A 22,198-nucleotide genomic window follows, 5' to 3' on the forward strand; every position below is an offset into this window, starting at 1 on the left:
GCAGGTGGCAAGGCGAGCGGGGAATGCTCGCCAGTGTAAGTCGATAGCAGGCTATTCGATAGCCTCATAAGGAAGCCCGACGTAGTTTTCCGCGATGGTTTTTCGACCCGCCTCGGAGCCGATGAAGTAGTCCAGTTCCGACTCGGCAATGCGCTGGCTGAAGGCATCGTGTTCATCGAAACGGTGCAGCATCGAGGTCATCCACCAGGAAAACCGCTCGGCCTTCCACACCCGGCGCAGGCAGATTTGCGAGTATTTCTCCAGCAGATCAAGGCGGTTTTCACGGTAAACCTTGAGCAGGATATTGAACAGCGTACTCACATCGCTGGCTGCCAGGTTCAGGCCTTTGGCGCCGGTGGGCGGAACGATGTGCGCGGCATCGCCGACCAGGAACATCCGCCCGTATTGCATCGGTTCGACCACGAAGCTGCGCAGCGGCGCGATGCTTTTTTCGATGGACGGGCCGGTCACCAGTTTGTCTGCCAATGCCTGTGGCAAACGCGTCTTGAGTTCATCCCAGAAGCGTTGATCCGACCAGTGATCGACATGATCGCTGGTGGGCACTTGAAGGTAGTAACGGGTGCGTGTCGGCGAACGCATGCTGCACAGGGCAAAACCGCGCTCATGGCGGGCGTAGACCAGTTCGTCGTGGACCGGCGGGGTATCGGCCAGGATCCCGAGCCAGCCGAAGGGGTAGATCCGTTCGAAGACTTTCAGGCTGTCGGCGGGAATCGATTGTCGCGCCACGCCATGGAAACCGTCGCAACCGGCGATGTAGTCGCAATCGAGTCGCCAGGTCTCACCATCCTTCTCAAAAGTGACAAAGGCTTCGTCGGTTTTCATACCGTGGGGAATGACCTTGGTTGCCTGGTAAATCGTTTGCGCGCCGGCCTCCCGACGGGCGGCCATCAGGTCGCGGGTGACTTCGGTCTGGCCGTAGATCATCACGGTTTTGCCACCCGTGAGGGCGTGCAGATCGATGTGCACCTGGCGCCCGTCGAGGGCCAGTTCGAAGCCGCCATGCACCAGTCCCTCGGTGTCCATGCGCTGACTCACGCCGGCCTGGCGCAACAGCTCTACCATGCCTTGTTCAAGCACGCCGGCGCGGATTCTACCGAGTACATAGTCCGGGGTCTGCCGTTCGAGAATGAGGGTGTCGATACCGGCGTTGTGCAGCAATTGGCCGAGCAACAAGCCAGAAGGGCCGGCGCCAATGATGGCGACCTGGGTTTTCAGCGTTTTCATTGTTTTTATGACTCGCAGGCTTCACGCGACCAGGGTCGGTGAATGATTTTTATGGATCGAGTGCTTGCATTTTTCCCTTGCGAGTCTGTCAATTGAAGGTGAAAACTGAGCCGAAAGCTGTACATTCTGCCAATCGGTGCGATTATCGCCCGCCATCAAACTCCGAGGCCTGGATTGAAGTGATGAACAAGCCTGACCTGCCTTCGATTCCGGTGTTCAAGCTCTACGGTGAAAGCCTGGATTGGCCAACCCCGGACTTGCTGCACTGTGAGACCATTTCCAAACGCAGCCGCGAACATCATTGGGAAATCAAACCCCACCGCCACGCTGATTTATGCCAACTGCTCTTCGTATTCAAAGGTCAGGCAGAGCTTGAAATCGAAGGCAAACGTACACAACTGGTGGAACCGGGGATCCAGATCCTGCCACCGCTGTCGGTGCATGGCTTTCGCTTTTCCGAAGACGTGGAAGGCTTTGTCGTGACCCTGGCCGCGCCGCTGATCGCCCACCTGCAGATGCAGTTGGGCCACTCGGTGAATGCCCTGGCCCAGGCCGAAAGTTACCCGGCAGGCAAGGACGCCGAGTACCTCAACAGCCTGTTCAGTGCCTTGCAGAGCGAATACAACAGCCATCAACCGGCGCGGGAAATGCTCATGCATTCGCTGGTCAGCGTGATCGTGGTGTGGGTCAGCCGCCAGGTGATCCAGCGTCGCACCGCCATGGCGCGACCGCAGCGGGCCCGGGAATACCTCAACGGCTTTATTCAATTGGTGGAAGAGACTTATCGCCAGCACGTCAAGGTCGAGGATCTGGCGCATCGGCTGGGGATTTCCGTGTCGCACCTCAACGGCACCTGTCGTGAGCTGGCGGGGCAACCGGCGCTGCAGATCATGCACGAACGGCAATTGCTGGAGGCCAAGCGCTTGCTGACCTACACCAGCATGACCATTTATGAAATGTCCGACGTGTTGGGGTTTTCCGATCCGACCAACTTCACGCGCCTGTTCCGGCGTCGCGTGGGGATTTCGCCCAAGGCCTTCCGCGACCGCTTAAAGGCCGATCAGGACAACGAAGCCTGACCCCCTTCGTTACCGGAGGGCGTTGAGGGTAGCGTTGTGGGGAATGCAGCGCTCGAAATTACAGCTCGCGTATTCACGGGGCAGGTTGCGCAGTTGCTCGACGCGCCAGGCGGCAGCGCCATACAGCCCGAGCGTGACCGCGCAGGTGATGAAGATCGCGAGGTATCTTCTTGTTCTGATGTTCATGGCGTTGACCTCTGAACGAATACCTTTCGGTATTACTTTGAGCATAGGTCAGCGCCATTGAGTTGCCAGCCATAACGAGCCATTCAGAACACGAATACCCCTGTAGGAGCTGGCTTGCCAGCGATGGGGGCTTTGGATATTGCGCAGGTCTTCAGGACGCCATCGCTGGCAAGCCAGCTCCTACAGAATCGGTGTTTACAGGCCCGCATCCCACTCCGGTTCTTGCGGAAATCTCACCACCAGAAAATCCAGCAAGCTGCGCAGCGCCGCCGGCATGTGCTTGCGTGAGGCATACACCGCGTACACGTTCATTTGCCGGGGTTCGGCCGCTGGCAGCAGGCGAATCAATTCGCCGCTGTGAATGTGCACGCCGGCCTGGTAGGTGGGCAGCATCGCCACCCCGGCGCCGGCGATCGTTGCGCGCAACAGCGTGCTGGCTTCGTTGGCGCTGATGTTGCCCTGCACCGGCACTGAAACCTGCTCGCCGTCCTGCTCGAAATGCCAGAGGCTTTTGCCGAAGTAGGAGTGGGTCAGGCAATTGTGCAGGCTCAGGTCCTCGACCCGTTGCGGCGCTGGATGTTCGCGCAAGTAAGCAGGGGAAGCGCAGATCACCGAGCGGCAAACCGTCAGGCGGCGGGCGATCAGGTTCGGGTCCAGATCGTTGCTGGTGCGGATGGCCAGGTCGATGCGCTCATCCACCAGGTTCACGGTGCGGTCGAGCATCTGCATGTCGACGCTGACGCCGGGGTAGCGCTTGACGTACGCGGCCATGGCATCGGCCAGTTGCGCCTGGCCGAACGAGGTGCTGACGCTGATCCGCAGCAGGCCGCGCGGTGCGTCGTCCGGTTCGCTGACGGCGGCTTGCATGTCGCTGGACAAGTCGAGCATCTGCCGGCAGCGGGGCAGGATCTCGTTGCCGGCGGCGGTCAGGCTCAACTTGCGTGTGGTGCGGTGCATCAGGCGCGCGCCGACCCAATCTTCCAGTTCCGCCAGATACCGCGACACCACCGGCCGTGACAGCTCCAGGTGATCGGCGGCGGCCGACTGGCTGCCGAGGTCGACCACCGTGACGAACACACGCATTGCTTGAAGACGATCCATGATTTGCCCGCTTTCAGAAACAAACTATGTTCAAGCATCGCATTTTTTGTACCGAGTCAGGCAACTAAGCTCTGTTCCCATGAAGGAGCGAGCTTGCTCGCGATGGTCGTTAACGATAACGAGTGCTTTCAGGATATCTGCGGCGCTTTTGCGTTCATCGCTGGCAAGCCAGCTCCTACACCGTCAGCGGCCAGCCTGGCCATCGGATTTCGGAGCAACAAATGATCGGTTTCACCTCACTTAAGCGAGTTTTGCTGGCCACCACCTTCGGTTTTGCCGCCCACGCCAGCGCCTCGACCCTGACGCTGGATGTCTACAACCCTGGCGAAAAAGCCATCTTCCCGGTGACCTCGGTGCTGGTCAGCGGCGAAAAGGAAGCGATTCTGGTGGATGCCCAATTCGGCAAATCCCAGGCCGAACAGGTGGTGGAAAAAATCCGCGCCAGCGGCAAGCAACTGACCACCATCTACATCAGTCACGGCGACCCGGACTACTACTTCGGCCTCGACACCCTGACGGCCGCGTTCCCCAAGGCCAAGGTCCTGGCTTCGCAGCCGACCGTCGACCACATCAAGCAAACCGTCGACGGCAAACTGGCCTTCTGGGGCCCGAAAATGGGCGCCGATGTACCGGCCAAAACCATCGTGCCGGACGTGCTCAAGGGCGACAGCCTGATCCTCGAAGGGCAGAGGTTGCAGGTGGTCGGTCTTGAGGGGCCGCAGCCGGATCGCAGCTTTGTGTGGATCCCGTCGATCAAGGCGGTCGTCGGTGGTGTCGTGGTGGCGCAAAACATCCACGTGTGGATGGCCGACACGCAAACGCCGCAGTCCCATGCCGATTGGTTGGCTACGCTGCATTCCATTGAAACCCTGAAACCGCAGGTCGTGGTGCCGGGGCATTACCTCGGCGAGAGCGGCCGTTCCGTGGCAGCCGTGCAGTTCACCGCCGCTTACATCAAGGCCTTCGACGAAGAAACCGCCAAGGCCAGGGATTCTGCTGAACTGATTGCGGCAATGAAGAAACGCTTCCCGGCACTGGGCGATGAAAGCTCCCTGGAGCTGAGCGCCAAGGTCGCCAAGGGCGAGATGAAGTGGGGTGAATAAATTTAAGGGTTAATAGGAATTCCTGTGGCGAGGGGGCTTGCCCCCGTTGGAGTGCGAAGCACTCCCCTGCATTCCTTTAGTCACACCCTAAGCAGAGGTTTTACGACTGCTGCGCAGCCGAACGGGGTGGTGCGGCATTCCGACAAGCCCCCTCGCCACAATAGGCCGCGTTGCTTTTCAAATTTGTCATCCACTGGAGTATGTCATGAGCAACATCGCAATCATCGGTGCCACCGGTCGTGCCGGTAGCCAACTGCTGGAAGAAGCCCTGCGTCGCGGTCACAGCGTTACCGCGATCGCCCGCAACACGGCGAAAATCGGCCAGCGTGCCGGTGTGGTCACGCGCAACGTCGACGCTCTGGATGCCAGTGCATTGCAAGCAGCCATCGAGGGGCATGACGCAGTCATCAGCGCGGCACATTTCGCAACGCTGCCTGCCAGTGCCGTCATCGGGCCGGTGAAAAAGGCCGGGGTCAAGCGCTTGCTGGTGGTGGGCGGTGCAGGGTCCCTGTTGTTGCCAGATGGCACCCGGGTGATCGATAGCAAAGGCTTCCCGGCAGAGTACAAGGCAGAGGCTGGTGCGGGTGCCGAGTTCCTGGAGAACCTGAGTCAGGAAAAGGATCTGGACTGGACCTTCCTGTCGCCTTCGGCCGAATTTGTCGAGGGTGAGCGCACCGGGACATTCCGCCTCGGCCAGGATGATTTGCTGGTGAGCCGTGAAGGGCGCAGCTGGATCACGTTTGCCGACTATGCGATTGCAATGCTCGACGAAGTGGAAGTACCGAAGCATTCGCGGCAGCGGTTTACCGTCGGGTATTGATAGCTTCGCTGAATTCATCGCCGGCAAGCCGGCTCCTACAGTGGATCTGTGTTGCGACGCCAATCTTTGTAGGAGCCGGCTTGCCGGCGATGCGTTTCAGGTATCACCGTGTCTGCGCCTGCTCCACCAGCCACCCCATCAATTCACGTAACTTCGGCGAAGGTCCTGGTTTTTCTGGGAAAACCAGGTAGTACGCCAGCCCTGTTGTGACCTTCAATTCGAATGGCATGACCAGCCGCCCGGCATTCAGGTCATCGCCGATCAGCGACCAGTCGCCAATCGCCACCCCCGTTCCCTGGGACGCCATCGACATTGCCAGGTCCAGTGTTTCGAAATGCTGGCCCTTGCCGACATTGGTCAAATTCACATCCGCGGCCTTCAACCAGGCCTTCCAGTCCCGTTCATCGCGGGTCGGGTGCAGCAGCAGGTGTTGTTGCAGATCGGCAGGTGTCTGCAGGGGCATGGGACCTTCGAGCATCGGTCTGGAACACACCGGCGTGAGTTGTTCATCGAAGAGTTTTTGCGACATCAGTGAATTGTCCGGCGGTGCGCCGTACATCACCGCCGCATCGAACTGCTCGAGATGAAAATCCACGCCGTGCTTGACCGTAGTGGTCAGCTCCACCGGCACATCCGGGCGTTCCCTTTGCCATTGCAGCAGGCGCGGCAGCAACCAGCGCATGACGCAGGTCGGTGCCTTGAGTTGCAGGGTTTCGCGCTTCTCGCCGATCTGCTCCACGGCCTCGTCGATCAGGCCGAAAATCTGCTGCACCCGTGGCAGCCACTCCCGTCCTTCGGCGGTCAGGTCCAGGCCTCGGGCCTGGCGAATGAACAGCTCATAACCCAGGTGATCTTCCAGGCCGGCGATCTGCCGGCTGACCGCGCCCTGGGTGATGTGCAGTTGTTCGGCGGCCCGGGTGAAATTGCAGCACTGCGCGGTAATCAGAAAAGTGTGCAGCGCCGGCAGGGGAGGCAGTCGTTTCATTGGGATCCAAGGTATGACGTGAGGACATGGCTAGTATGACTTTTTATCCATTGTTGCGGCTACGTGTCGCCCGTTCCAATGAGGCCATTCCCGGGCCTGCCAATCCATCATAAACACAGCGCATGCCCGGCGTCTCAAACGAACAAAAAGGGCAAAGACATGGCGACGTGCGGCGAAGTATTGGTCAAGTTACTCGAAAACTACGGAGTCGAGCAGGTGTTCGGCATTCCGGGGGTTCATACCGTGGAGCTGTATCGCGGGCTGGCCCGTTCGAGCATCAACCACGTGACGCCGCGCCATGAACAGGGCGCCGGCTTCATGGCCGACGGCTACGCTCGCACCAGCGGCAAACCGGGCGTGTGCTTCATCATCACCGGCCCGGGCATGACCAACATCACCACCGCCATGGGCCAGGCCTACGCCGATTCGATCCCGATGCTGGTGATCTCCAGCGTGCAATCGCGCAGCCAGTTGGGCGGCGGTCGCGGCAAGCTGCATGAACTGCCGAACCAGGGCGCACTGTGCGCCGGTGTCGCGGCGTTCTCCCACACCCTGATGTCGGCGTCGGAATTGCCGGTTGTGCTGGCTCGCGCCTTTGCGCTGTTCCAGGCAGGCCGTCCGCGTCCGGTGCACATTGAAATTCCATTGGACGTGTTGGTCGAAGACGCTGACGAGCTGCTCAGCAGCCTGCCGGTCAACATCGACCGCGCCGGTGCTTCGCCGAGTGCCGTGTCGCGCATGACCGAATTGCTGGCCAACGCCAAGCGTCCGCTGATTCTCGCCGGTGGCGGTGCCATCGACGCGGCGCCCGAGCTGACCGAACTGGCCGAACTGCTGGACGCACCGGTCGCACTGACCATCAATGCCAAGGGCATGCTCGCCTCCGGTCACCCGCTGCTGATCGGTTCGACCCAGAGCCTGGTCGCCACCCGTGCACTGGTCGCCGAGGCCGACGTGGTCCTGGCCATCGGCACCGAACTGGCCGAGACCGACTACGATGTGACCTTCGCCGGTGGCTTCGAGATTCCTGGCAAGTTGCTGCGCGTGGACATCGACCCGGACCAGACCGTGCGCAACTACCCGCCGCACGTGGCGCTGGTGGCCGACTCGCGCAACGCTGCCCAGGCTTTGCTCAGCGCCTTGTCGCACAAATCCCTGGCCGAGCGCCGCAACGATTGGGGCCAGGTACGGGCCGCCCGTCTGCGTGAAGACCTGGCCGCGACCTGGGACGCACCGACGCTGGCCCAGACCCGTTTCCTCGAAACCGTCCTGCATGAGCTGCCGGACGCGGTGTTCGTCGGCGATTCGACCCAACCGGTCTACACCGGCAACCTGACGTTCAACCCGGAGCGCCCGCGTCGCTGGTTCAACTCGTCCACCGGTTACGGCACCCTCGGTTATGCCTTGCCGGCGGCGATTGGAGCCTGGCTCGGCGGCAGTACTGAAAGCGGCAGCCGCCCACCCGTGGTGTGCCTGATCGGCGACGGCGGCCTGCAGTTCACCCTGCCGGAACTGGCCAGCGCCGTTGAAGCGCGCACTCCGGTCATCGTGCTGCTGTGGAATAACCAGGGCTACGAAGAGATCAAGAAATACATGGTCAACCGTGCCATCGAGCCGGTCGGCGTGGACATCTACACCCCGGACTTCATCGGTGTGGCCAAGGCCTTGGGTTGCGCGGCCGAAGCCGTCAGCAGCGTCGAGCAATTGCGCGGCGCATTGCGTGTGGCCCACGATCGCCAGGGCCCGACCCTGATTGAAATCGACCAGGCCGAGTGGATGAAGGCGGTGTCGAAATGACTTTCCCGACTACCCTGGATGGCCTGTACATCAACGGCCAATGGTCGGCCGGCAATGAACACCTGCGGGTGATCAACCCGGCGACCGAAGCCCTGTTGACCACGGTCAATGGCGGCGATGAGCGTGCGGTTGATCAAGCGGTGAGCGCGGCGACCCGGGCGTTCGCCGTCTGGTCGAAAACCACCGGCGCCGAACGCGCTGCCATCCTGCGCAAAATCGCCGCGGGCGTGCAGGCCAACCGTGAAAAACTGATGCACTTGCAGTCGAGCAACAACGGCAAGCCGCAATTCGAAGCCGCGATCGACGTCGATGATGTGATCGCCACGTTCGAGTATTACGCCGGTCTGGCCGAAGGGCTGGACGCGAAGCAGGACAGCGCCATCGAACTGCCGAGCGACGACTTCAGTGCGCGCCTGCGCCGTGAGCCGTGCGGTGTGGTCGGCCTGATCGTGCCGTGGAACTTCCCGATGGTCACCACCGCCTGGAAACTCGCCCCGGCCCTGGCCGCCGGTTGCTGCGTGGTGCTCAAACCTTCGGAAGTGACGCCGCTGCCGGAGCTGGAGCTGGCAACGATCATCGCTGAAGCCGGCTTGCCGGCGGGCGTGTTCAACCTGGTGTGTGGCACCGGCCTGGCCGTTGGCGCGCCATTGTCGGCGGATCCGCGTATCGCGAAAGTTTCCTTCACCGGCAGCAACGCCGTTGGCGTGCAGGTCATGCAGCGGGCGGCGGAAACCGTCAAAGGCGTGAGCCTGGAACTGGGCGGCAAATCATCGCTGCTGGTGCTGGCCGATGCCGATCTCGACCTGGCGGTGGAAGTGGCTTGCGGCGGTGGTTTCTTCAACGCCGGGCAGATGTGCTCCGCCACCAGCCGCGTGCTGGTCGCCGATGAACTGGCCGATGAATTCCTCAGCCGCGTGAAGGCCCGTGCCGAAGCGATTCGCGTGGCCGACCCGTTCGACCCGAACGTGGAAATGGGCGCGCTGGTCAATCAGGCGCAATACCAGCGTGTACTGGGCCACATCGATCGTGGTTTGAGCGCCGGCGCCAAACTGGTTTGCGGTGGCAATCGCCCGGCGGACCTGCCGCGCGGATATTTTTTGCAGCCGACGGTTTTCACCGAAGTGCCCCTCGACAGTGCGTTGTGGTGTGAAGAGATTTTCGGCCCGGTGATCTGCGTACGCAGTTTCGCCTCTGAAGCCGAGGCGATTGCCTTGGCCAACGACAGCCAGTTCGGCCTGGTCGCCAGTGTGGTCACGCGCAATGCCGAGGCTGCCGACCGCGTCGCCAACGCTTTGCAGGCGGGGCTTGTGTGGATCAACGCACCGCAGGTGATCTTCCCGCAGACCGCCTGGGGCGGCTACAAGCAGAGCAGCATCGGCCGCGAATTGGGGCCGTGGGGCTTGCAGGCTTTCCAGGAAATCAAACACGTGATCCGGGCCGTCTGACGCCGATCACTGTGTAGGAGCGAGCTTGCTCGCGATGGACGTCAACGATGACGTGGGGCGCCTGAATGTACGCGGCGCCAGTGCACCCATCGCGAGCAAGCTCGCTCCTACATGAGGCATGCACTGGCGTCATGGCTTCAATGAATTTTTATCGATAGTCAGGTGTTTTACACAACCTCAGGATGAACTCACTGGTTCAGCCAACCCCCCGAAAATAGAGGGGCCAACGCTGATCCGGTCGCGCGGATGCAACAGTTTCGACCTGCCTTATACCTACAAAAACAAAGGGAGTCCGTAATGGGCGAGCATGATCTGAACAGACGTCAATTTATCAAGACCGTGGGCGTAGCCTCGGTTGCAGCGGCAGCCATGAGCATGCCGTTCATCAAGGCCAATGCCAGCGACACACGCTTTGCCGGCAAGACCCTGCGTTTGCTGACCTGGTCCGATGACACCGGCCTGGCTGCACTGCGCAACATCGCCGCGACTTTCGAAGACAAGTACGGCTGCAAGGTCATCGCTGACCGCACCGGCAGTACCTCGGAAATGGTCGCCAAACTCAAGGCCGGCGGTGATCGTCCTCAGTACGACATCATTACCCTGGCAGGCGTCGGCGCCGAAGGTCTGGCCGCCGCCAACCTGTTGGAAAAACCCGACCTCAACCGCATTCCCAACCTGGTCGATGTACCGGAGAAGTACCGCACCGGCGCCAATGGCCACGGTATCGGTTACCTGCTGTGGTGCAACAGCCTGGTCTACAGCACCCGCACCCAGAAAGAAGCTCCGACCAGCTACGCGGCCCTGTGGGACCCGGAACTGGCCCCGAACATCTTCCTGCCGCCGCCGAACTGGACCGAGGCCATGGACCTGATCATCATCGCCGCCAAACTGGCCGGTGGTGACGAGCACAACATCGAACCTGGCTTCAAGAAACTCGCCGAGCTGAAAGATCGTGTGGTGACCCTGGGTGAAAACCCGAACCAGATCGCCGAGCTGTTCCGCACCGGTTCCCTGGACATGGGTGGCCTGTACGCACCGGCGTTCTTCCCGAAACAGATCCGCGATCCGAACTACGGTCTGGGCGCGACCTTTGGCATGAAGGAAGGTTTCTACACCGACCTGATGCTGTCGGTGATGCCGAAGAACCGTCCGGGCGATACCGACATGGCCTATGCCTTCATCAACCACTCCCTGGACCCATTGGTGCAGGGCAAGATGGCTGAAGACATCTACAACGGCCCGGTCAACGCCAAGGCGATCATCTCCGCCGAAGCGCGCAAAAGCCCGTACATCCTCACGCCGGAGCAGATTGCCGAGAAGGCGATCATGCACGACAACGCCTTCCTGGCGACTGTGCATGACCAATGGATTCGTCGTTACACGGAAATCTTTTCTTCCTGATCTGAATGCCGCGGGAGGTTCTTCGAACCTCCATCGCTGGCAAGCCAGCTCCTACAAGAACAGCGCATGACCTGTAGGAGCTGGCTTGCCAGCGATCGAGTGCGCAGCACTCGCCATGCGCTTGATCTTCCATTGACGAGACCTTTGCTATGGAACACCAACCTCTGACCCATCCGGTGAGTGCCGCCCCCGTGCGCGCCGCTCGGGGTGTTTCGCCAACGACGCGCGCCTGGTTTTTCCTCACGCCGTCGATGCTGTTTCTTGGCGTATTGATTGCCGCGAGCCTCTTGGTACTGCGCATGAGCGTGGGCACCAAAGGCGCGGAATGGTCCGGGTTCAGCCTGGCCAGCTACGCCCAGTTGCTGGAACCCTATTACCTCAAATCCCTGATGCTGACCCTGCGCCTGGCGCTGATCAGCGCGGTGATCGCAGTGATTCTGGCGATCCCGGTGGCCTACACCATGTCGCGCCTGACCTCGCCGTTCGTGCGACGGATCTTCCTGGCGGCGGTGTTGCTGCCGTTGCTGGTCAACCTGCTGCTGCAAAGCTACGGCTGGCTGGTGATCCTCGGTCCCGGTGGCATGCTCAACCAGACCCTGATGGGCCTGGGCCTGATCAAGCGCCCGATCATGCTGTTGTACAACCAGAACGGCGTGTTGATGGGCCTGGTGCAAACCGCCTTCCCGCTGGCCGTGTTGCCGATCGCCAGCGCCATGCGCGGCGTCGCCCGCAGCTACGAAGAAGCCGCTGCCACCCTCGGCGCCAGTCGCTTCCAGGTGTTCCGCCAGGTGGTATTGCCGATGAGTCTGCCGGGGATCATTACCGGTGCGACCCTGGTGTTCGCCTACAACGCCAGCAGTTTCGTGGTGCCCTTGCTGCTCGGTGGCCGGCGCGTGCCGATGCTGGCGGTGATGGTGCATGACCAGATCGCCCCGCTGATGAACTGGCCCGCCGCGTCCGCTGCCGGTGTGGTGCTGATCGTCACCACCCTCGCGATCATGACCTTGTCCGAATACATCACTGGCCGTCGTCGGCGCATGCTGGAGGCTTCCCAATGAGCACCCTGACCAAAAAACGTTATGGACTGTTGCCCGGCGAGACCGGCAAGTTTGCCGGCATCCTTTCGGGCTTCATCCTGCTGCTGGCGGTGCTGCCGATCCTGACCATGATCGTCATGTCGTTCAGCGGCGCGTCGAACCTCGACTTCCCGCCGAGCAGCTACAGCCTGCAATGGTACAAGGCCGCCTGGCACACCTTCGTGTCGCCGGACGCCAGCGATGTGCTGAGCCTGGGCAAAGCCATGACCACCAGCCTGATGGTGTCCTGCCTGACCATGGTGTTCGCGACCATCATCGCCGTACCGGCGGCGTATGCCCTGACCCGTTGCGAGTTCCGTGGCAAGGCCGTGGCCCTGCAACTGATGTCGTTGCCACTGGTGTTCCCGATGGTGGTATTGGGGCTGGCGTTGCTGCTGGTGTTCGACAGCCTGCCATTCCAGATGACCACCTCGCGCCTGGTGATTGCCCACGTGATCCTGGCGCTGCCATTCGTGGTGAAGAACTGCACGGCCGCGATGCTCTCCATCGGCAGCGAAGTCGAGGAGGCCGCGCAGATGCTCGGCGCCTCACCGTTGCGGGCGATTGTCGATGTGGTGGTGCCGTTGATGAAGTCGGGGATCCTGGCGGGCATGCTGCTGGCGTTCATCGTCTCGTTCAACGAATTCACCGTGACCTATTTCCTCTACACCATCGATGTGATGACCGTGCCGATCTGGATGTACAGCCGCACCGTGTCTTCGCTCGACCCAACCGTATTTTCGTTTGCCGTGCTGATCGTGCTGATCGACTTCGTCCTGATCTGGGCGCTGGAGAAGCTGGTGGGTGAAGGTGGCGTTTCGTTCTGATTTCTTGAGGTACTTCAAATGTCTGGTCTGATTCTGGAAAACGTCGAGAAACATTACGGCTCGGCCTGCGCGGTAACCGATGTGAACCTGCATTTGCCCGAGGGCAAACTGGTGTGTTTCCTCGGCCCTTCGGGCTGTGGCAAAACCACGCTGCTGCGCATGATTGCCGGCCTTGAAACCCTGACCGGCGGCGAGATCCGCCTGGACGGTGAAGACATCGGCCACACCCCGGCGCACCTGCGCAACTTCGGCATGGTATTCCAGTCCCTGGCACTGTTCCCGCACATGACCGTGGGTGAGAACATCGCCTATCCGCTGAAACTGCGCGGGGTCAGCAAGGCTGACCAGCAGGCGCGGGTGGTGGAGTTGCTGGAACTGATCCAGTTGCAACCGATGATCGATCGTCCGGTGGCCAAGCTCTCCGGCGGGCAACGCCAGCGCGTGGCGATTGCCCGGGCGATTGCCAATCACCCGAAAATCCTCCTGCTCGACGAACCGTTGTCGGCGCTGGACGCCAAGCTGCGCGAATCGATGCAGGTGGAAATCCGTCAACTGCAACAGCGCCTGAACATCACCACCATCATGGTGACCCACGACCAGCGTGAAGCCATGACCATGGCCGATATTGTGGTCGTGCTGGGTGAGCATCGGGTGCAGCAGGTCGGCACGCCGATTGAAATCTACCGGCACCCGGCCAACGAGTTCGTCGCGGACTTCATCGGTTCGGGCAACATCTTCCCGGCCACGGCGCTGGGCAACGGCAAGGTCAGCCTGCCGGGTGGCGATGCGCTGCAAGTGCCGATCTGCACGAGCGTTGCGGCAGGGGAAAAGGTGAAGATGCTGATTCGTCCGGAAGACCTTCAACTGTCGGCGCCGCAGGCGACGGCGGGCAACCGCTTGCTGGGCAAGGTGACCTTCGTGCGCGATATCGGCGCGACCATCGAGACCACGGTTGAGTGTTCCGGGGTATCGTTTACCGCGCTGAGTACGCCGTGCCAGGGCTTTGGCCTGAGCGTCGGCCATCCGGTGTCGGTGACCTTGCCGGCGGAGGCTTGCCGGGTACTTGGGGCCTGATTTTCAGGGGCTGCTGTGCAGCCCATCGCTGGCAAGCCAGCTCCTACAAGGGCCGTCGGTGTTCACACAATTGGGTGTTCACCAATATTCCCCTGTAGGAGCTGGCTTGCCAGCGATGGCGCCATCCGCAACACTCCTGATCAGACCGTCAACCGCAACCGCGCCAGATCCCGCAACGGCGGCGCGCCGAACAACCGGCTGTACTCCCGGCTGAACTGCGAAGGGCTTTCATACCCGACACGATACCCCGCCGCCGAAGCTTCCAGCCCTTCGGCCAGCATCAACCGCCGTGCTTCCTGCAGACGCAACTGCTTCTGATACTGCAACGGACTCATCGCCGTCATCGCCTTGAAGCGGTGATGCAGGGTCGATACGCTCAGGTTCACTTCCTTCGCCAGATCATCGATGCGCAACGGCTGTTCGAAATGGCCATTGAGCCATTTGATCGCCTGGCTGACGCGATGGCTCTGACTGTTGGCGATGGCGATTTCGTACAGTCGATGCCCCTGTTTGCTGCGCAACAGGCGATAGAGGATCTCCCGGCGAATCAGCGGCGCGAGCATGGCGATGTCTTTCGGCGTGTCCAGTAGCCGTGCCAGGCGCAGCACGGCATCGAGCATGGCCGTATCGAGCCGCTCGACATACAGCCCGCGCCCGGTCGGCCGGGTGGGCACGCCGAGGGGGCCGGCGTCGGCGATCAGTGCGGTGATTTCCGCCGGATCGATATCCAGGCGCAGGGCCAGGATCGGTTCCTCGGCCGAGACATCCACCACCCGCCCACTGAGTGGCATCGAGACCGAGACCACCAGGTAGTTCAACGGGTCGTAGTTGAAGTACTCGTTGGCCAGCCGAACTTCCTTGCGCCCCTGGGCCATGATGCACAGTGCCGGTTGCGCCAGCCCCGGGGCAAACTCGTGGGATTGGCTGTGGCGTGACATGAACAGCGAGCCGATGGCCGTGGCATAACTGCCATCTTCGGTGGTGTTACGGCGGATGATCGCCGCCAGTTCCGCGCGTTGCTTTTCCATGTCGGTATCCAGCGGGGCTTGAAAGTGATCGAGCGACGTCATGCGTGGCATCCTCGGCAGGCATGGAGGGAATGGAGCAGAGCATATGTTTGTGCAAGTGGCAGCGGTAGACACATCCTGCCGGATGCTTGCCTGATTCTGCCGGGGGTTGACCGGCGGTATTGCCACTAGAGCCTTGTGCCTGAAAAACTTGCTTGAAATTCGTATGGCAGAACCGTGACAGGGTTTTACCCTTTGTTACAGGCTCGTCATGCAGTTTCGCAGGATTGTGCAACGCGCCGGCAGGAATCGACTAACGAGACAGGCGTCGCGACCCTTAACCTTTGATCCTGTCGCAGCCCGTCCCATGGCTGCCACGCGACTCCCCGGGAGGGTTGAACATGTCCAAGCAGATCCCCGTCAGTCATATGGCCTTCGTTCGGGCGCGCGCCGGGCGCTCGGCGGAACTCGGTGTGCGTCTCAGCGCCCTGATCGAACCGTCCCGCGCAGCGCCAGGCTGCCTGAGCTTCGCCTTGCAGCATTCGCAGTGCGATCCGGAACTGTGGCTGGTGTCCGGTTTCTGGAGCGATCAGCAAGCCATGACAGCGTACTTCAGCACGCCGGCGATGGAGATTTTTGCCGAGCTGGTGCAGGAACTGGTGGTCAACAGTCTGGATTTCCACACCTTCAAGGAAGTGTCGGTGGCGCAGGCCCTCGGTCAGTCCGGACTGACGGTACACAAACTGGCCGGTTGAGGGTTTAATGACGGCATTCTCAACCAGCCAGGATTCGCGACATGGCACGTAAAGCCTTTGATCACTTCGAAGCTGTTTCCGCTGTAGTACCGGGCGAGGGGGGCTACCACGCCGCTATCGCCGTCAAAGCGCTGGGTGGTGCCGGCGCCCCGCGGTTTCACAAAGTGCTGGAAGGCCAGACCTTCAAGACGGCCCACGAGGCCGATGATGCGGCCGCCAGGGAGCTGACCCGCCTCAAGGACGTCAAGGAAAACACCGACCTGCTCTGGTGATCACTTCACCGCCCCCGGGCGGTACATCTTGAACAACGCCTCAGGCCCCAGCTGGAAATAATCCGCCGGCCCGCCGCCGCGCAGAATCGGTTCTGCCGCGGCGGTGTCGTATACCCCATCCTTCAACAGCCATTTGGCGATATGCACGGCGACCACTTCGCCGAGGATCAGCCAACTCGGCACCACATTGCCGTCCGCCCGCTGCAACTGAATGATCTGCGTGACCTTGCACTCGAAGGAGACCGGGCTTTCGGCCACCCGTGGCACCTGAATGACCTTCGAGGCAACGGTCGTCAGGCCGGCCAGTTCGAATTCGTTGACCTCAGGCCTGACCATGGCGCTGCTCTGGTTCATCTGCTCGGCCAGCGGACGGGTGGCCAGGTTCCAGGCGAACTCGCCGGTTTGTTCGATGTTGTTCAGGCTGTCTTTGCGTCCGACACTGGAAAAACCAATGATCGGCGGGATGTAGTTGAAGGCGTTGAAGAAGCTGTAGGGCGCGAGGTTCAAGCGGCCTTCGGCATCCTTTGAAGAGATCCAGCCGATGGGGCGCGGGCCGACGATGGCGTTGAACGGATCGTGGGGCAGGCCGTGGCCGTTGGCGGGTTCGTAGAAGTGGATGTCGTCGGGCATTGGGCTGTGTTCCAGAACGTGCGGGAACGTTCATGGTGCAGTCACTCGCTGCAGAATTCCAGCCGGATGAAGATCACTGTAGGAGCGAGCCTGCTCGCGATAGCGGTTTCACATTCAACCGCTGTGTGGTCTGCAAGAATGCTTTCGCGAGCAAGCTCGCTCCTACAGGTTTTGAAGCCGGGCTGTGAATTTCCCTCCACATTCAGCCGATAGCTTCTGCGCTGCCGGTTTTGTCGAAGCCGTCAGCAGCGATAGCGTCCGCGGTGCCGGTTTTATCGAAACCATCGGCGGCATAGGTGCCCGAATGGGCGTGTTCGATGGCAGCGCTGGTGCCGGAGCCGTAGGAGGCCGAACCGGTCTTGTCGTAGCCGTCGGCTGCAAAGGCATTGGCAGCCAGCACGGAAAGGGTCAGGGCAAGGATCAATCGGGTTTTCATGACAGGTACTCCAGGTACGTTCGCTATGGGTACGTTCAGGCACTCCTTCGAGGCCTGTAACGGATATACGTGCGTCCTGTCGATCTGGATGCACTCAGCTGCAGGCTGCTGCCGGTGCATTAACCGATGATTATCCTGGTGGTGGGGGAGACGAATGGTGCCCTCCGCGAACCCGTTCGCGAAGGGCCTGGCGCTCACCGTTGCAGTGAGCGCCGGTCGGTGATCAGTCGGTGACGATGCGCGAATGTTTGCGGGTGTCTTTCATGGTGATGTACACCAGCAACGACACGGCAATACACGCGGTCACGTACCAGTAGTAACCCGTCTCCATGCCGATGCTCTTGAACCACAGCGCGATGTATTCAGCGGTGCCGCCGAAGATCGAAACGGTCAGTGCGTACGGCAGGCCCACGCCCAGGGCGCGGATTTCGGTCGGGAACAGTTCGGCTTTCACCACGGCGTTGATCGAGGTGTAGCCGCTGACGATGATCAGCGCCGCCATGATCAGGAAGAACGCGCCCCACCAGGTCGTGATGGTGTGCAGGGTGGTGAGGATCGGCACAGTGAACAGGGTGCCCAGGATGCCGAAGGCAATCAGGATCGGCCGGCGCCCGATTTTATCCGATAGCCCGCCGACGATCGGTTGCAGGCACATGAACAGGAACAGTGTGGCGGCGGAGATGGTGGTGGAGTCGGAAATGCTCATGCCGACAGTGTTCACCAGGTATTTCTGCATGTAGGTGGTGTAGGTGTAGAACGCCAGGGTACCGCCCATGGTCAGGCCGACCACGGTCATCAGTTCCTTGGGGTGACGCATCAAGGTGCGCATCGCGCTTTCCTTGGCTTTTTCCTTCTTGGTGAAGGACTCGGTTTCTTCCATGCCGCGACGCAGGTACAGCGCCACCACGGCACACAGCGCGCCGATGGCGAACGGGATGCGCCAGCCCCAGGCGTACAGCTCTTCGGTGGTCAGCAGTTGTTGCAGCACGATCAACACCGCCAGGGCGATGAGCTGGCCGGAGATCAGGGTCACGTACTGGAAGCTGGAGTAGAAACCGCGACGTTCCTTGGTGGCCATTTCGCTGAGGTAAGTGGCGGAGGTGCCGTATTCGCCACCCACCGACAGGCCTTGCAGCAAGCGCGCGAACACCAGCAGGATCGGCGCACCGATGCCGATGACTTCATAACTCGGGCTCAGGGCGATCAGCAGCGAACCGAAGCACATCAGGTACACCGAGGCCATCAGGGCCTTTTTGCGCCCGACCTTGTCGGCATACAGCCCCATCAGCCAGCCACCGATCGGACGCATCAGGAAGCCCACGGCGAAGATCGCGGCGGTGTTGAGCAGTTGGGCGGTGGTGTCACCCTTGGGGAAGAACGTCTTGGCGAAGTACAGGGAGAAGGCGGCGTAGACGTACCAGTCGTACCACTCGACCATGTTGCCGACGGAACCGCTGAAGATCGATTTGATGCGGCTGGACGTGGTTCTTTCTTTGGCCGGCACGGCAGCCGACCCAAGCGGCAGGGAGTTGGAGTTATCCATTGAAGGATCCTTCATTTAATTGTTTTTGTGGAGCGCGGTTAAACGCAGCCTGCAGGGGCTATAGCAGGAGCTGTGCCAAGGGGGAGAGGGCCGGTTTAGAGGGGTGGTGGTGTTTGGGTGAGCGGAAATCCGCTTGTTGGTCCAGAGCAGATGAGCGGATTTTCGCCGATGTTGGCGATCCTGTAGGCGCTGGCTTGCCAGCTATTCAGGCGACGCGGTGTATCTGAGAAACCGCGTTATCGTTCATCGCTGGCAAGCCAGCTCCTACAGAAAATCAGAGGAACATCTCCCGGCTCAACCCATGCCGTTGCATCTTTTCATTGAAGGTCCGGCGTGGCAGTTGCAGTTCTTCAAGCACCGCTTTCACATCGCCCTTGTGCCGGGTCAATGCCGCACGCAGGCATTGCGCCTCGAAAGCCTCCTGCTGCGCCGCCAGTGACTGACCGGGCTCGATCCCTTCTGGTACAGGCTCACCAAGCCCCAGTACCTGACGCTCGGCGACGTTCGCCAGTTCACGCACATTGCCCGGCCAGTCGTGGCTCAGCAGGTGGCTCAACTGCGCACCGCTCAACGGTGGAAATTTACGTCCCAGCCGTTCGGCGGCGTTTTGGGCAAAGGATTCGAACAGCAACGGGATGTCTTCACGGCGCTCGCGCAAGGGCGGCAGGCGTAGTTCAGCGACGTTCAAGCGATAGGCCAGGTCTTCGCGAAAGCGTCCGGCTCGCGCTTCGTCGAGCAGGTCCGGTTTGGTCGCGGCAATGATGCGCAAATCCACGCGAATGCTCTGGTTCGAACCCAGTCGCTCAAGCTTCTGCTCTTGCAGCACCCGCAGCAATTTCACCTGCTGGGCCAGCGGCATGCTTTCGATTTCATCGAGAAACAGCGTGCCACCGTCGGCGTATTCGAGTTTGCCGATGCGCTTGCCGGACGCCCCGGTGAACGCACCGCTCTCGTGACCGAACAGTTCGGCCTCGAACAGCTGCTCGGGGATGGCCGCGCAGTTGAGTGCGACAAAGGGCTTGTCGGCTCGCGGCCCGAAGTCATGCAGGCAGCGTGCAACCAGCTCCTTGCCGCTACCGGTTTCCCCGCGAATCAGCACGTTGACCGGCAGGGCTGCCAGGTCCAGTACCTGCCGACGCAGGGTTTGCAGGCCACGGGACACGCCGAGCAGCGTGGCATCCAGTTTGGCGCGGTTGTCCGCCTGCTCATGCAGTGCGCGGTTTTCCAGCACCAGCCGGCGTTTGTCGAGGGCGCGGCGCAGGCTGCCGAGCAGGGTTTCCGGGCTGAAGGGCTTTTCGAGGAAATCGTAGGCGCCGTCACGCATGGCCTCGACGGCCATCGGTACGTCGCCGTGGCCGGTCAACAGGATCACCGGCAAGTCGGCATCCCGGCGTTGCACCTCGGCCAGCAGTTCCAGGCCGGTCATGCCGGGCATGCGCACATCGCTGAGAATCACCCCGGCAAAGTGCCTGGGCAATTGCGCCAGGCACTCGTCGGCGCGGCTGAACAATTGCACCTCGAAACCCGACAGGCTCAACCATTGCTCGACGGCACTGCGGATGCTGCTTTCGTCGTCCACCACCATCACTGAGTTCAGCATGGTTCATGCACCTCCAGGTCGATGGGCAAGGTCAGGGTAAACACGGCACCTTTGTCATGATTGTCGGCACTCAAGCGCCCGCCGGATTCGTGAACGATGGCAAACGATACGGCCAAACCGATGCCCAGGCCATCGCCCACCGGTTTGGTGGTGAAGAACGGATCGAAGACCTTGGGCAGGTTCTCTTCGGCGATTCCGCCACCGTTGTCGATCACGCTCAGGCGCCACAATTGTTCGTCCGCTTCGAGGCGGATTTCCAGGCGTTTGCAGGGTTTGTCCTGCATCGCATCGAGGGCGTTGCGCAGCAGGTTGATCAGCACCTGTTCCAGGCGAATCGCATCGCCGCGCACCCAGGCCGGGCGGGTCAGGTGCAACACGGTGCTGACCTGTTCGTCGCGCAGCCGGGTGTCGAGCAGTTGCAGCGACTGGTCCACCACCGCTGCCAGGTCCAGGCGTTCGCGCAAACCGCTGGGGCTTTTGCGGGCGAAGGTTTTCAGGTGGCCGGTGAGGGCGGCCATGCGCGTGAGCATTTCATCCACCGGTTTGAGCGCCTTGTAGGCGTCGTCGACCCGGCCGTGGTCGAGCAGCAGGCGCAAGGTCGCCAGCTGCATGCGCTGGGCGGTGAGCGGCTGGTTGATCTCGTGGGCCAGGGCGGCGGACATCTGCCCCAGCGCCGCGAGTTTGGCCGACTGCACCAGGCCCTCCTGGGCGGTGCGCAGGTCGCGGGTACGCTCTTCCACCAGTTGTTCGAGTTCTTCACGACTGCGCTGGCGCAGTCTGGCCAGGCGCCAGCGCTGATTGAGAAACAGCAGCAGGAACACCAGGGTCAGCCACAAGCCGGCCGCAGCGAGAGCGGCATTGCGGCTGTCTTCGAAGGCCACTTGCGGGCGCCGCAGCAGATGCAGGGTCCAGCCTTCGGCGCTCAGCGGCAGGGATTCCCACAGATAATCCGCCTTGCCATCCGGGCCATCGACCCGAGCCAGGTCACTGTTGTCGTCGAAGCGCCGCAACGATTGAAACTCCAGCGGCGTCAGCGGCTGCTTGTCGTACTGTCGGGTGGCCTTGAGTTCGGCGTGATCGCTGTCGCTCAGCGGCTTGAGCAAGCGATAGCGCCAACCCGGCTGGTTGGCGATGAAGATGATCCCGCGCGCGTCGCTGACCAACAGCGTGTCGCTGCCCTGGCGCCACTCGCGTTCCAGTTCGGGAAATTCCAGTTTCACCACCATGGCGCCGAGGAACTGCCCGTCGTCATCGCTGACCGCGCTGGAGAGGAAGTAGCCGGGAATCCCGCTGGTCACGCCTACCGCGTAAAAACGCCCGGTGCCCTGGGTGCGGGTCTGGTTGAAATAGGGACGGAAACCATAGTTGTGGCCGACATAGCTGCTTGGCAAACGCCAGTTGCTCGCCGCCACGGCGAGGCCGGTGCGATCGAGCAGTTCCAGGGTCGAGGATTCGGCGGCGCCGTTGATCTTTTCCAGTTTGCGGTTCAACGCATCCTGCTGCCCGGGACTCACCGCCCCCTTGAGCGCCGAGCGCAACTCCGGGTCCAGCGCCAGCACGGCGGGCAGGGCACGGTAACGTTCGATCAGGGTATGCAGGGACGTGGCATAGAGCGCCAGTTGCTGATTGGCGCGGGCGGCGTCTTCGACCATTGACTGGCGCACGGTGTGGCGCATGGCCAGGGTGGCGGCGATGGCGGCACCGGCGATGATCAACAAGGTGTAGAGCGCCAGGCGCAGGGTTCGGGAGGTCGGGAGCATGCTATGGGAAGGCTGGAGTCAGGGTGGGCACCATAACATGTGCCGGGTGATGGGAA

At 61.5% G+C, this 22,198-nt stretch carries 23 protein-coding genes; 13 read left to right on the forward strand and 10 right to left on the reverse strand.

Annotated elements, in window-relative coordinates:
* Nucleotides 1–51: 51 nt before the first annotated feature.
* Nucleotides 52–1,245, reverse strand: a complete 1,194-nt coding sequence (pobA, locus tag AB7M25_RS06295; RefSeq protein WP_429384930.1) for a 4-hydroxybenzoate 3-monooxygenase — start codon at nucleotides 1,243–1,245, stop codon at nucleotides 52–54.
* 182 nt (nucleotides 1,246–1,427) lie between these two features.
* On the opposite strand from pobA, the gene AB7M25_RS06300 reads away from it, so the two are divergent.
* Nucleotides 1,428–2,324, forward strand: coding sequence for a helix-turn-helix domain-containing protein (locus tag AB7M25_RS06300; protein WP_258682484.1), 897 nt, complete (start codon nucleotides 1,428–1,430; stop codon nucleotides 2,322–2,324).
* Between the two features lie 9 nt (nucleotides 2,325–2,333).
* Here AB7M25_RS06300 and AB7M25_RS06305 read toward each other — a convergent pair whose 3' ends face one another.
* Both AB7M25_RS06305 and AB7M25_RS06310 read right to left on the reverse strand, forming a co-directional pair.
* Nucleotides 2,334–2,555: a hypothetical protein gene (locus AB7M25_RS06305; RefSeq protein ID WP_033063270.1), complete on the reverse strand. Its 222-nt coding sequence runs from the start codon at nucleotides 2,553–2,555 to the stop codon at nucleotides 2,334–2,336.
* A 150-nt stretch (nucleotides 2,556–2,705) separates the two neighbouring features.
* The gene (locus AB7M25_RS06310; RefSeq protein ID WP_429384927.1) at nucleotides 2,706–3,611 is read right to left on the reverse strand and encodes a LysR family transcriptional regulator; all 906 of its coding nucleotides are present in this window, start codon (nucleotides 3,609–3,611) and stop codon (nucleotides 2,706–2,708) included.
* Nucleotides 3,612–3,713: 102 nt separating this feature from the next.
* Here AB7M25_RS06310 and AB7M25_RS06315 point away from each other — a divergent pair, with 102 nt between their 5' ends.
* From AB7M25_RS06315 to AB7M25_RS06325, 3 genes are all read left to right on the forward strand, one after another.
* Nucleotides 3,714–3,836, forward strand: a complete 123-nt coding sequence (locus AB7M25_RS06315; protein WP_454237075.1) for a hypothetical protein — start codon at nucleotides 3,714–3,716, stop codon at nucleotides 3,834–3,836.
* The gene (locus AB7M25_RS06320; protein WP_429384925.1) at nucleotides 3,833–4,714 is read left to right on the forward strand and encodes an MBL fold metallo-hydrolase; all 882 of its coding nucleotides are present in this window, start codon (nucleotides 3,833–3,835) and stop codon (nucleotides 4,712–4,714) included. The genes AB7M25_RS06315 and AB7M25_RS06320 overlap by 4 nt, the downstream gene beginning before the upstream one ends.
* Before the next feature lie 205 nt (nucleotides 4,715–4,919).
* The gene (locus tag AB7M25_RS06325) at nucleotides 4,920–5,534 is read left to right on the forward strand and encodes an NAD(P)-dependent oxidoreductase (protein WP_429561591.1); all 615 of its coding nucleotides are present in this window, start codon (nucleotides 4,920–4,922) and stop codon (nucleotides 5,532–5,534) included.
* Nucleotides 5,535–5,637: 103 nt separating this feature from the next.
* Here AB7M25_RS06325 and AB7M25_RS06330 read toward each other — a convergent pair whose 3' ends face one another.
* On the reverse strand, nucleotides 5,638–6,519 hold the full coding sequence (locus AB7M25_RS06330; protein ID WP_429384921.1) for a LysR substrate-binding domain-containing protein: 882 nt from the start codon (nucleotides 6,517–6,519) through the stop codon (nucleotides 5,638–5,640).
* A gap of 159 nt (nucleotides 6,520–6,678) precedes the next feature.
* Here AB7M25_RS06330 and AB7M25_RS06335 point away from each other — a divergent pair, with 159 nt between their 5' ends.
* The 6 genes from AB7M25_RS06335 to AB7M25_RS06360 all read left to right on the forward strand — a co-directional run bounded on the left by AB7M25_RS06335 (nucleotide 6,679) and on the right by AB7M25_RS06360 (nucleotide 14,139).
* Nucleotides 6,679–8,316, forward strand: coding sequence for a 5-guanidino-2-oxopentanoate decarboxylase (locus tag AB7M25_RS06335; RefSeq protein WP_429561592.1), 1,638 nt, complete (start codon nucleotides 6,679–6,681; stop codon nucleotides 8,314–8,316).
* Entirely contained in the window at nucleotides 8,313–9,761 is a 1,449-nt protein-coding gene (locus AB7M25_RS06340; protein WP_454237076.1) for an aldehyde dehydrogenase family protein, read from the forward strand. Before AB7M25_RS06335 ends, AB7M25_RS06340 begins: the two co-directional genes overlap by 4 nt.
* A gap of 297 nt (nucleotides 9,762–10,058) precedes the next feature.
* Nucleotides 10,059–11,162 (forward strand): ABC transporter substrate-binding protein, encoded by a 1,104-nt coding sequence (locus AB7M25_RS06345; RefSeq protein ID WP_104449254.1) that lies wholly within the window; start codon nucleotides 10,059–10,061, stop codon nucleotides 11,160–11,162.
* 149 nt (nucleotides 11,163–11,311) lie between these two features.
* Complete coding sequence (locus AB7M25_RS06350; RefSeq protein WP_007978497.1) at nucleotides 11,312–12,220, forward strand: ABC transporter permease; 909 nt, start codon at nucleotides 11,312–11,314, stop codon at nucleotides 12,218–12,220.
* Complete coding sequence (locus tag AB7M25_RS06355; RefSeq protein WP_007986104.1) at nucleotides 12,217–13,065, forward strand: ABC transporter permease; 849 nt, start codon at nucleotides 12,217–12,219, stop codon at nucleotides 13,063–13,065. Before AB7M25_RS06350 ends, AB7M25_RS06355 begins: the two co-directional genes overlap by 4 nt.
* Before the next feature lie 18 nt (nucleotides 13,066–13,083).
* Nucleotides 13,084–14,139: an ABC transporter ATP-binding protein gene (locus AB7M25_RS06360; RefSeq protein ID WP_007978493.1), complete on the forward strand. Its 1,056-nt coding sequence runs from the start codon at nucleotides 13,084–13,086 to the stop codon at nucleotides 14,137–14,139.
* A 140-nt stretch (nucleotides 14,140–14,279) separates the two neighbouring features.
* Here AB7M25_RS06360 and AB7M25_RS06365 read toward each other — a convergent pair whose 3' ends face one another.
* Nucleotides 14,280–15,209, reverse strand: a complete 930-nt coding sequence (locus AB7M25_RS06365) for an AraC family transcriptional regulator (RefSeq protein WP_454237077.1) — start codon at nucleotides 15,207–15,209, stop codon at nucleotides 14,280–14,282.
* Nucleotides 15,210–15,547: 338 nt separating this feature from the next.
* Between AB7M25_RS06365 and AB7M25_RS06370 the strand changes: the two genes are divergently transcribed.
* Both AB7M25_RS06370 and AB7M25_RS06375 read left to right on the forward strand, forming a co-directional pair.
* The gene (locus AB7M25_RS06370; protein WP_454237078.1) at nucleotides 15,548–15,901 is read left to right on the forward strand and encodes a putative quinol monooxygenase; all 354 of its coding nucleotides are present in this window, start codon (nucleotides 15,548–15,550) and stop codon (nucleotides 15,899–15,901) included.
* A gap of 41 nt (nucleotides 15,902–15,942) precedes the next feature.
* Entirely contained in the window at nucleotides 15,943–16,173 is a 231-nt protein-coding gene (locus AB7M25_RS06375) for a hypothetical protein (protein WP_102698409.1), read from the forward strand.
* Here the strand turns inward: AB7M25_RS06375 and AB7M25_RS06380 are convergent, their stop codons facing one another.
* Nucleotides 16,174–16,803, reverse strand: a complete 630-nt coding sequence (locus AB7M25_RS06380; RefSeq protein WP_429384909.1) for a flavin reductase family protein — start codon at nucleotides 16,801–16,803, stop codon at nucleotides 16,174–16,176.
* A 32-nt stretch (nucleotides 16,804–16,835) separates the two neighbouring features.
* Here AB7M25_RS06380 and AB7M25_RS06385 point away from each other — a divergent pair, with 32 nt between their 5' ends.
* Nucleotides 16,836–16,991, forward strand: coding sequence for a hypothetical protein (locus AB7M25_RS06385; RefSeq protein WP_429394141.1), 156 nt, complete (start codon nucleotides 16,836–16,838; stop codon nucleotides 16,989–16,991).
* 14 nt (nucleotides 16,992–17,005) lie between these two features.
* Here AB7M25_RS06385 and AB7M25_RS06390 read toward each other — a convergent pair whose 3' ends face one another.
* The 4 genes from AB7M25_RS06390 to AB7M25_RS06405 form a co-directional block, all read right to left on the reverse strand.
* Nucleotides 17,006–17,239, reverse strand: a complete 234-nt coding sequence (locus AB7M25_RS06390) for a hypothetical protein (protein WP_104449250.1) — start codon at nucleotides 17,237–17,239, stop codon at nucleotides 17,006–17,008.
* Between the two features lie 223 nt (nucleotides 17,240–17,462).
* On the reverse strand, nucleotides 17,463–18,782 hold the full coding sequence (locus AB7M25_RS06395) for an MFS transporter (RefSeq protein WP_007978480.1): 1,320 nt from the start codon (nucleotides 18,780–18,782) through the stop codon (nucleotides 17,463–17,465).
* Nucleotides 18,783–19,056: 274 nt separating this feature from the next.
* Nucleotides 19,057–20,382 (reverse strand): sigma-54-dependent transcriptional regulator, encoded by a 1,326-nt coding sequence (locus AB7M25_RS06400; RefSeq protein WP_454237079.1) that lies wholly within the window; start codon nucleotides 20,380–20,382, stop codon nucleotides 19,057–19,059.
* Complete coding sequence (locus AB7M25_RS06405) at nucleotides 20,376–22,142, reverse strand: sensor histidine kinase (protein WP_454237080.1); 1,767 nt, start codon at nucleotides 22,140–22,142, stop codon at nucleotides 20,376–20,378. Before AB7M25_RS06405 ends, AB7M25_RS06400 begins: the two co-directional genes overlap by 7 nt.
* Nucleotides 22,143–22,198 lie beyond the last annotated feature (56 nt).

Source organism: Pseudomonas sp. AP3_22 TE3818 (assembly GCF_053628995.1).

Coding starts and splice junctions, on each gene's coding strand:
- pobA (WP_429384930.1), bottom strand. CDS start 1,245: ATGAAAACGCTGAAAACCCAGGTCGCCATCATTGGCGCCGGCCCTTCT.
- AB7M25_RS06300 (WP_258682484.1), top strand. CDS start 1,428: ATGAACAAGCCTGACCTGCCTTCGATTCCGGTGTTCAAGCTCTACGGT.
- AB7M25_RS06305 (WP_033063270.1), bottom strand. CDS start 2,555: ATGCTCAAAGTAATACCGAAAGGTATTCGTTCAGAGGTCAACGCCATG.
- AB7M25_RS06310 (WP_429384927.1), bottom strand. CDS start 3,611: ATGGATCGTCTTCAAGCAATGCGTGTGTTCGTCACGGTGGTCGACCTC.
- AB7M25_RS06315 (WP_454237075.1), top strand. CDS start 3,714: ATGGTCGTTAACGATAACGAGTGCTTTCAGGATATCTGCGGCGCTTTT.
- AB7M25_RS06320 (WP_429384925.1), top strand. CDS start 3,833: ATGATCGGTTTCACCTCACTTAAGCGAGTTTTGCTGGCCACCACCTTC.
- AB7M25_RS06325 (WP_429561591.1), top strand. CDS start 4,920: ATGAGCAACATCGCAATCATCGGTGCCACCGGTCGTGCCGGTAGCCAA.
- AB7M25_RS06330 (WP_429384921.1), bottom strand. CDS start 6,519: ATGAAACGACTGCCTCCCCTGCCGGCGCTGCACACTTTTCTGATTACC.
- AB7M25_RS06335 (WP_429561592.1), top strand. CDS start 6,679: ATGGCGACGTGCGGCGAAGTATTGGTCAAGTTACTCGAAAACTACGGA.
- AB7M25_RS06340 (WP_454237076.1), top strand. CDS start 8,313: ATGACTTTCCCGACTACCCTGGATGGCCTGTACATCAACGGCCAATGG.
- AB7M25_RS06345 (WP_104449254.1), top strand. CDS start 10,059: ATGGGCGAGCATGATCTGAACAGACGTCAATTTATCAAGACCGTGGGC.
- AB7M25_RS06350 (WP_007978497.1), top strand. CDS start 11,312: ATGGAACACCAACCTCTGACCCATCCGGTGAGTGCCGCCCCCGTGCGC.
- AB7M25_RS06355 (WP_007986104.1), top strand. CDS start 12,217: ATGAGCACCCTGACCAAAAAACGTTATGGACTGTTGCCCGGCGAGACC.
- AB7M25_RS06360 (WP_007978493.1), top strand. CDS start 13,084: ATGTCTGGTCTGATTCTGGAAAACGTCGAGAAACATTACGGCTCGGCC.
- AB7M25_RS06365 (WP_454237077.1), bottom strand. CDS start 15,209: ATGACGTCGCTCGATCACTTTCAAGCCCCGCTGGATACCGACATGGAA.
- AB7M25_RS06370 (WP_454237078.1), top strand. CDS start 15,548: ATGTCCAAGCAGATCCCCGTCAGTCATATGGCCTTCGTTCGGGCGCGC.
- AB7M25_RS06375 (WP_102698409.1), top strand. CDS start 15,943: ATGGCACGTAAAGCCTTTGATCACTTCGAAGCTGTTTCCGCTGTAGTA.
- AB7M25_RS06380 (WP_429384909.1), bottom strand. CDS start 16,803: ATGCCCGACGACATCCACTTCTACGAACCCGCCAACGGCCACGGCCTG.
- AB7M25_RS06385 (WP_429394141.1), top strand. CDS start 16,836: ATGGTGCAGTCACTCGCTGCAGAATTCCAGCCGGATGAAGATCACTGT.
- AB7M25_RS06390 (WP_104449250.1), bottom strand. CDS start 17,239: ATGAAAACCCGATTGATCCTTGCCCTGACCCTTTCCGTGCTGGCTGCC.
- AB7M25_RS06395 (WP_007978480.1), bottom strand. CDS start 18,782: ATGGATAACTCCAACTCCCTGCCGCTTGGGTCGGCTGCCGTGCCGGCC.
- AB7M25_RS06400 (WP_454237079.1), bottom strand. CDS start 20,382: ATGCTGAACTCAGTGATGGTGGTGGACGACGAAAGCAGCATCCGCAGT.
- AB7M25_RS06405 (WP_454237080.1), bottom strand. CDS start 22,142: ATGCTCCCGACCTCCCGAACCCTGCGCCTGGCGCTCTACACCTTGTTG.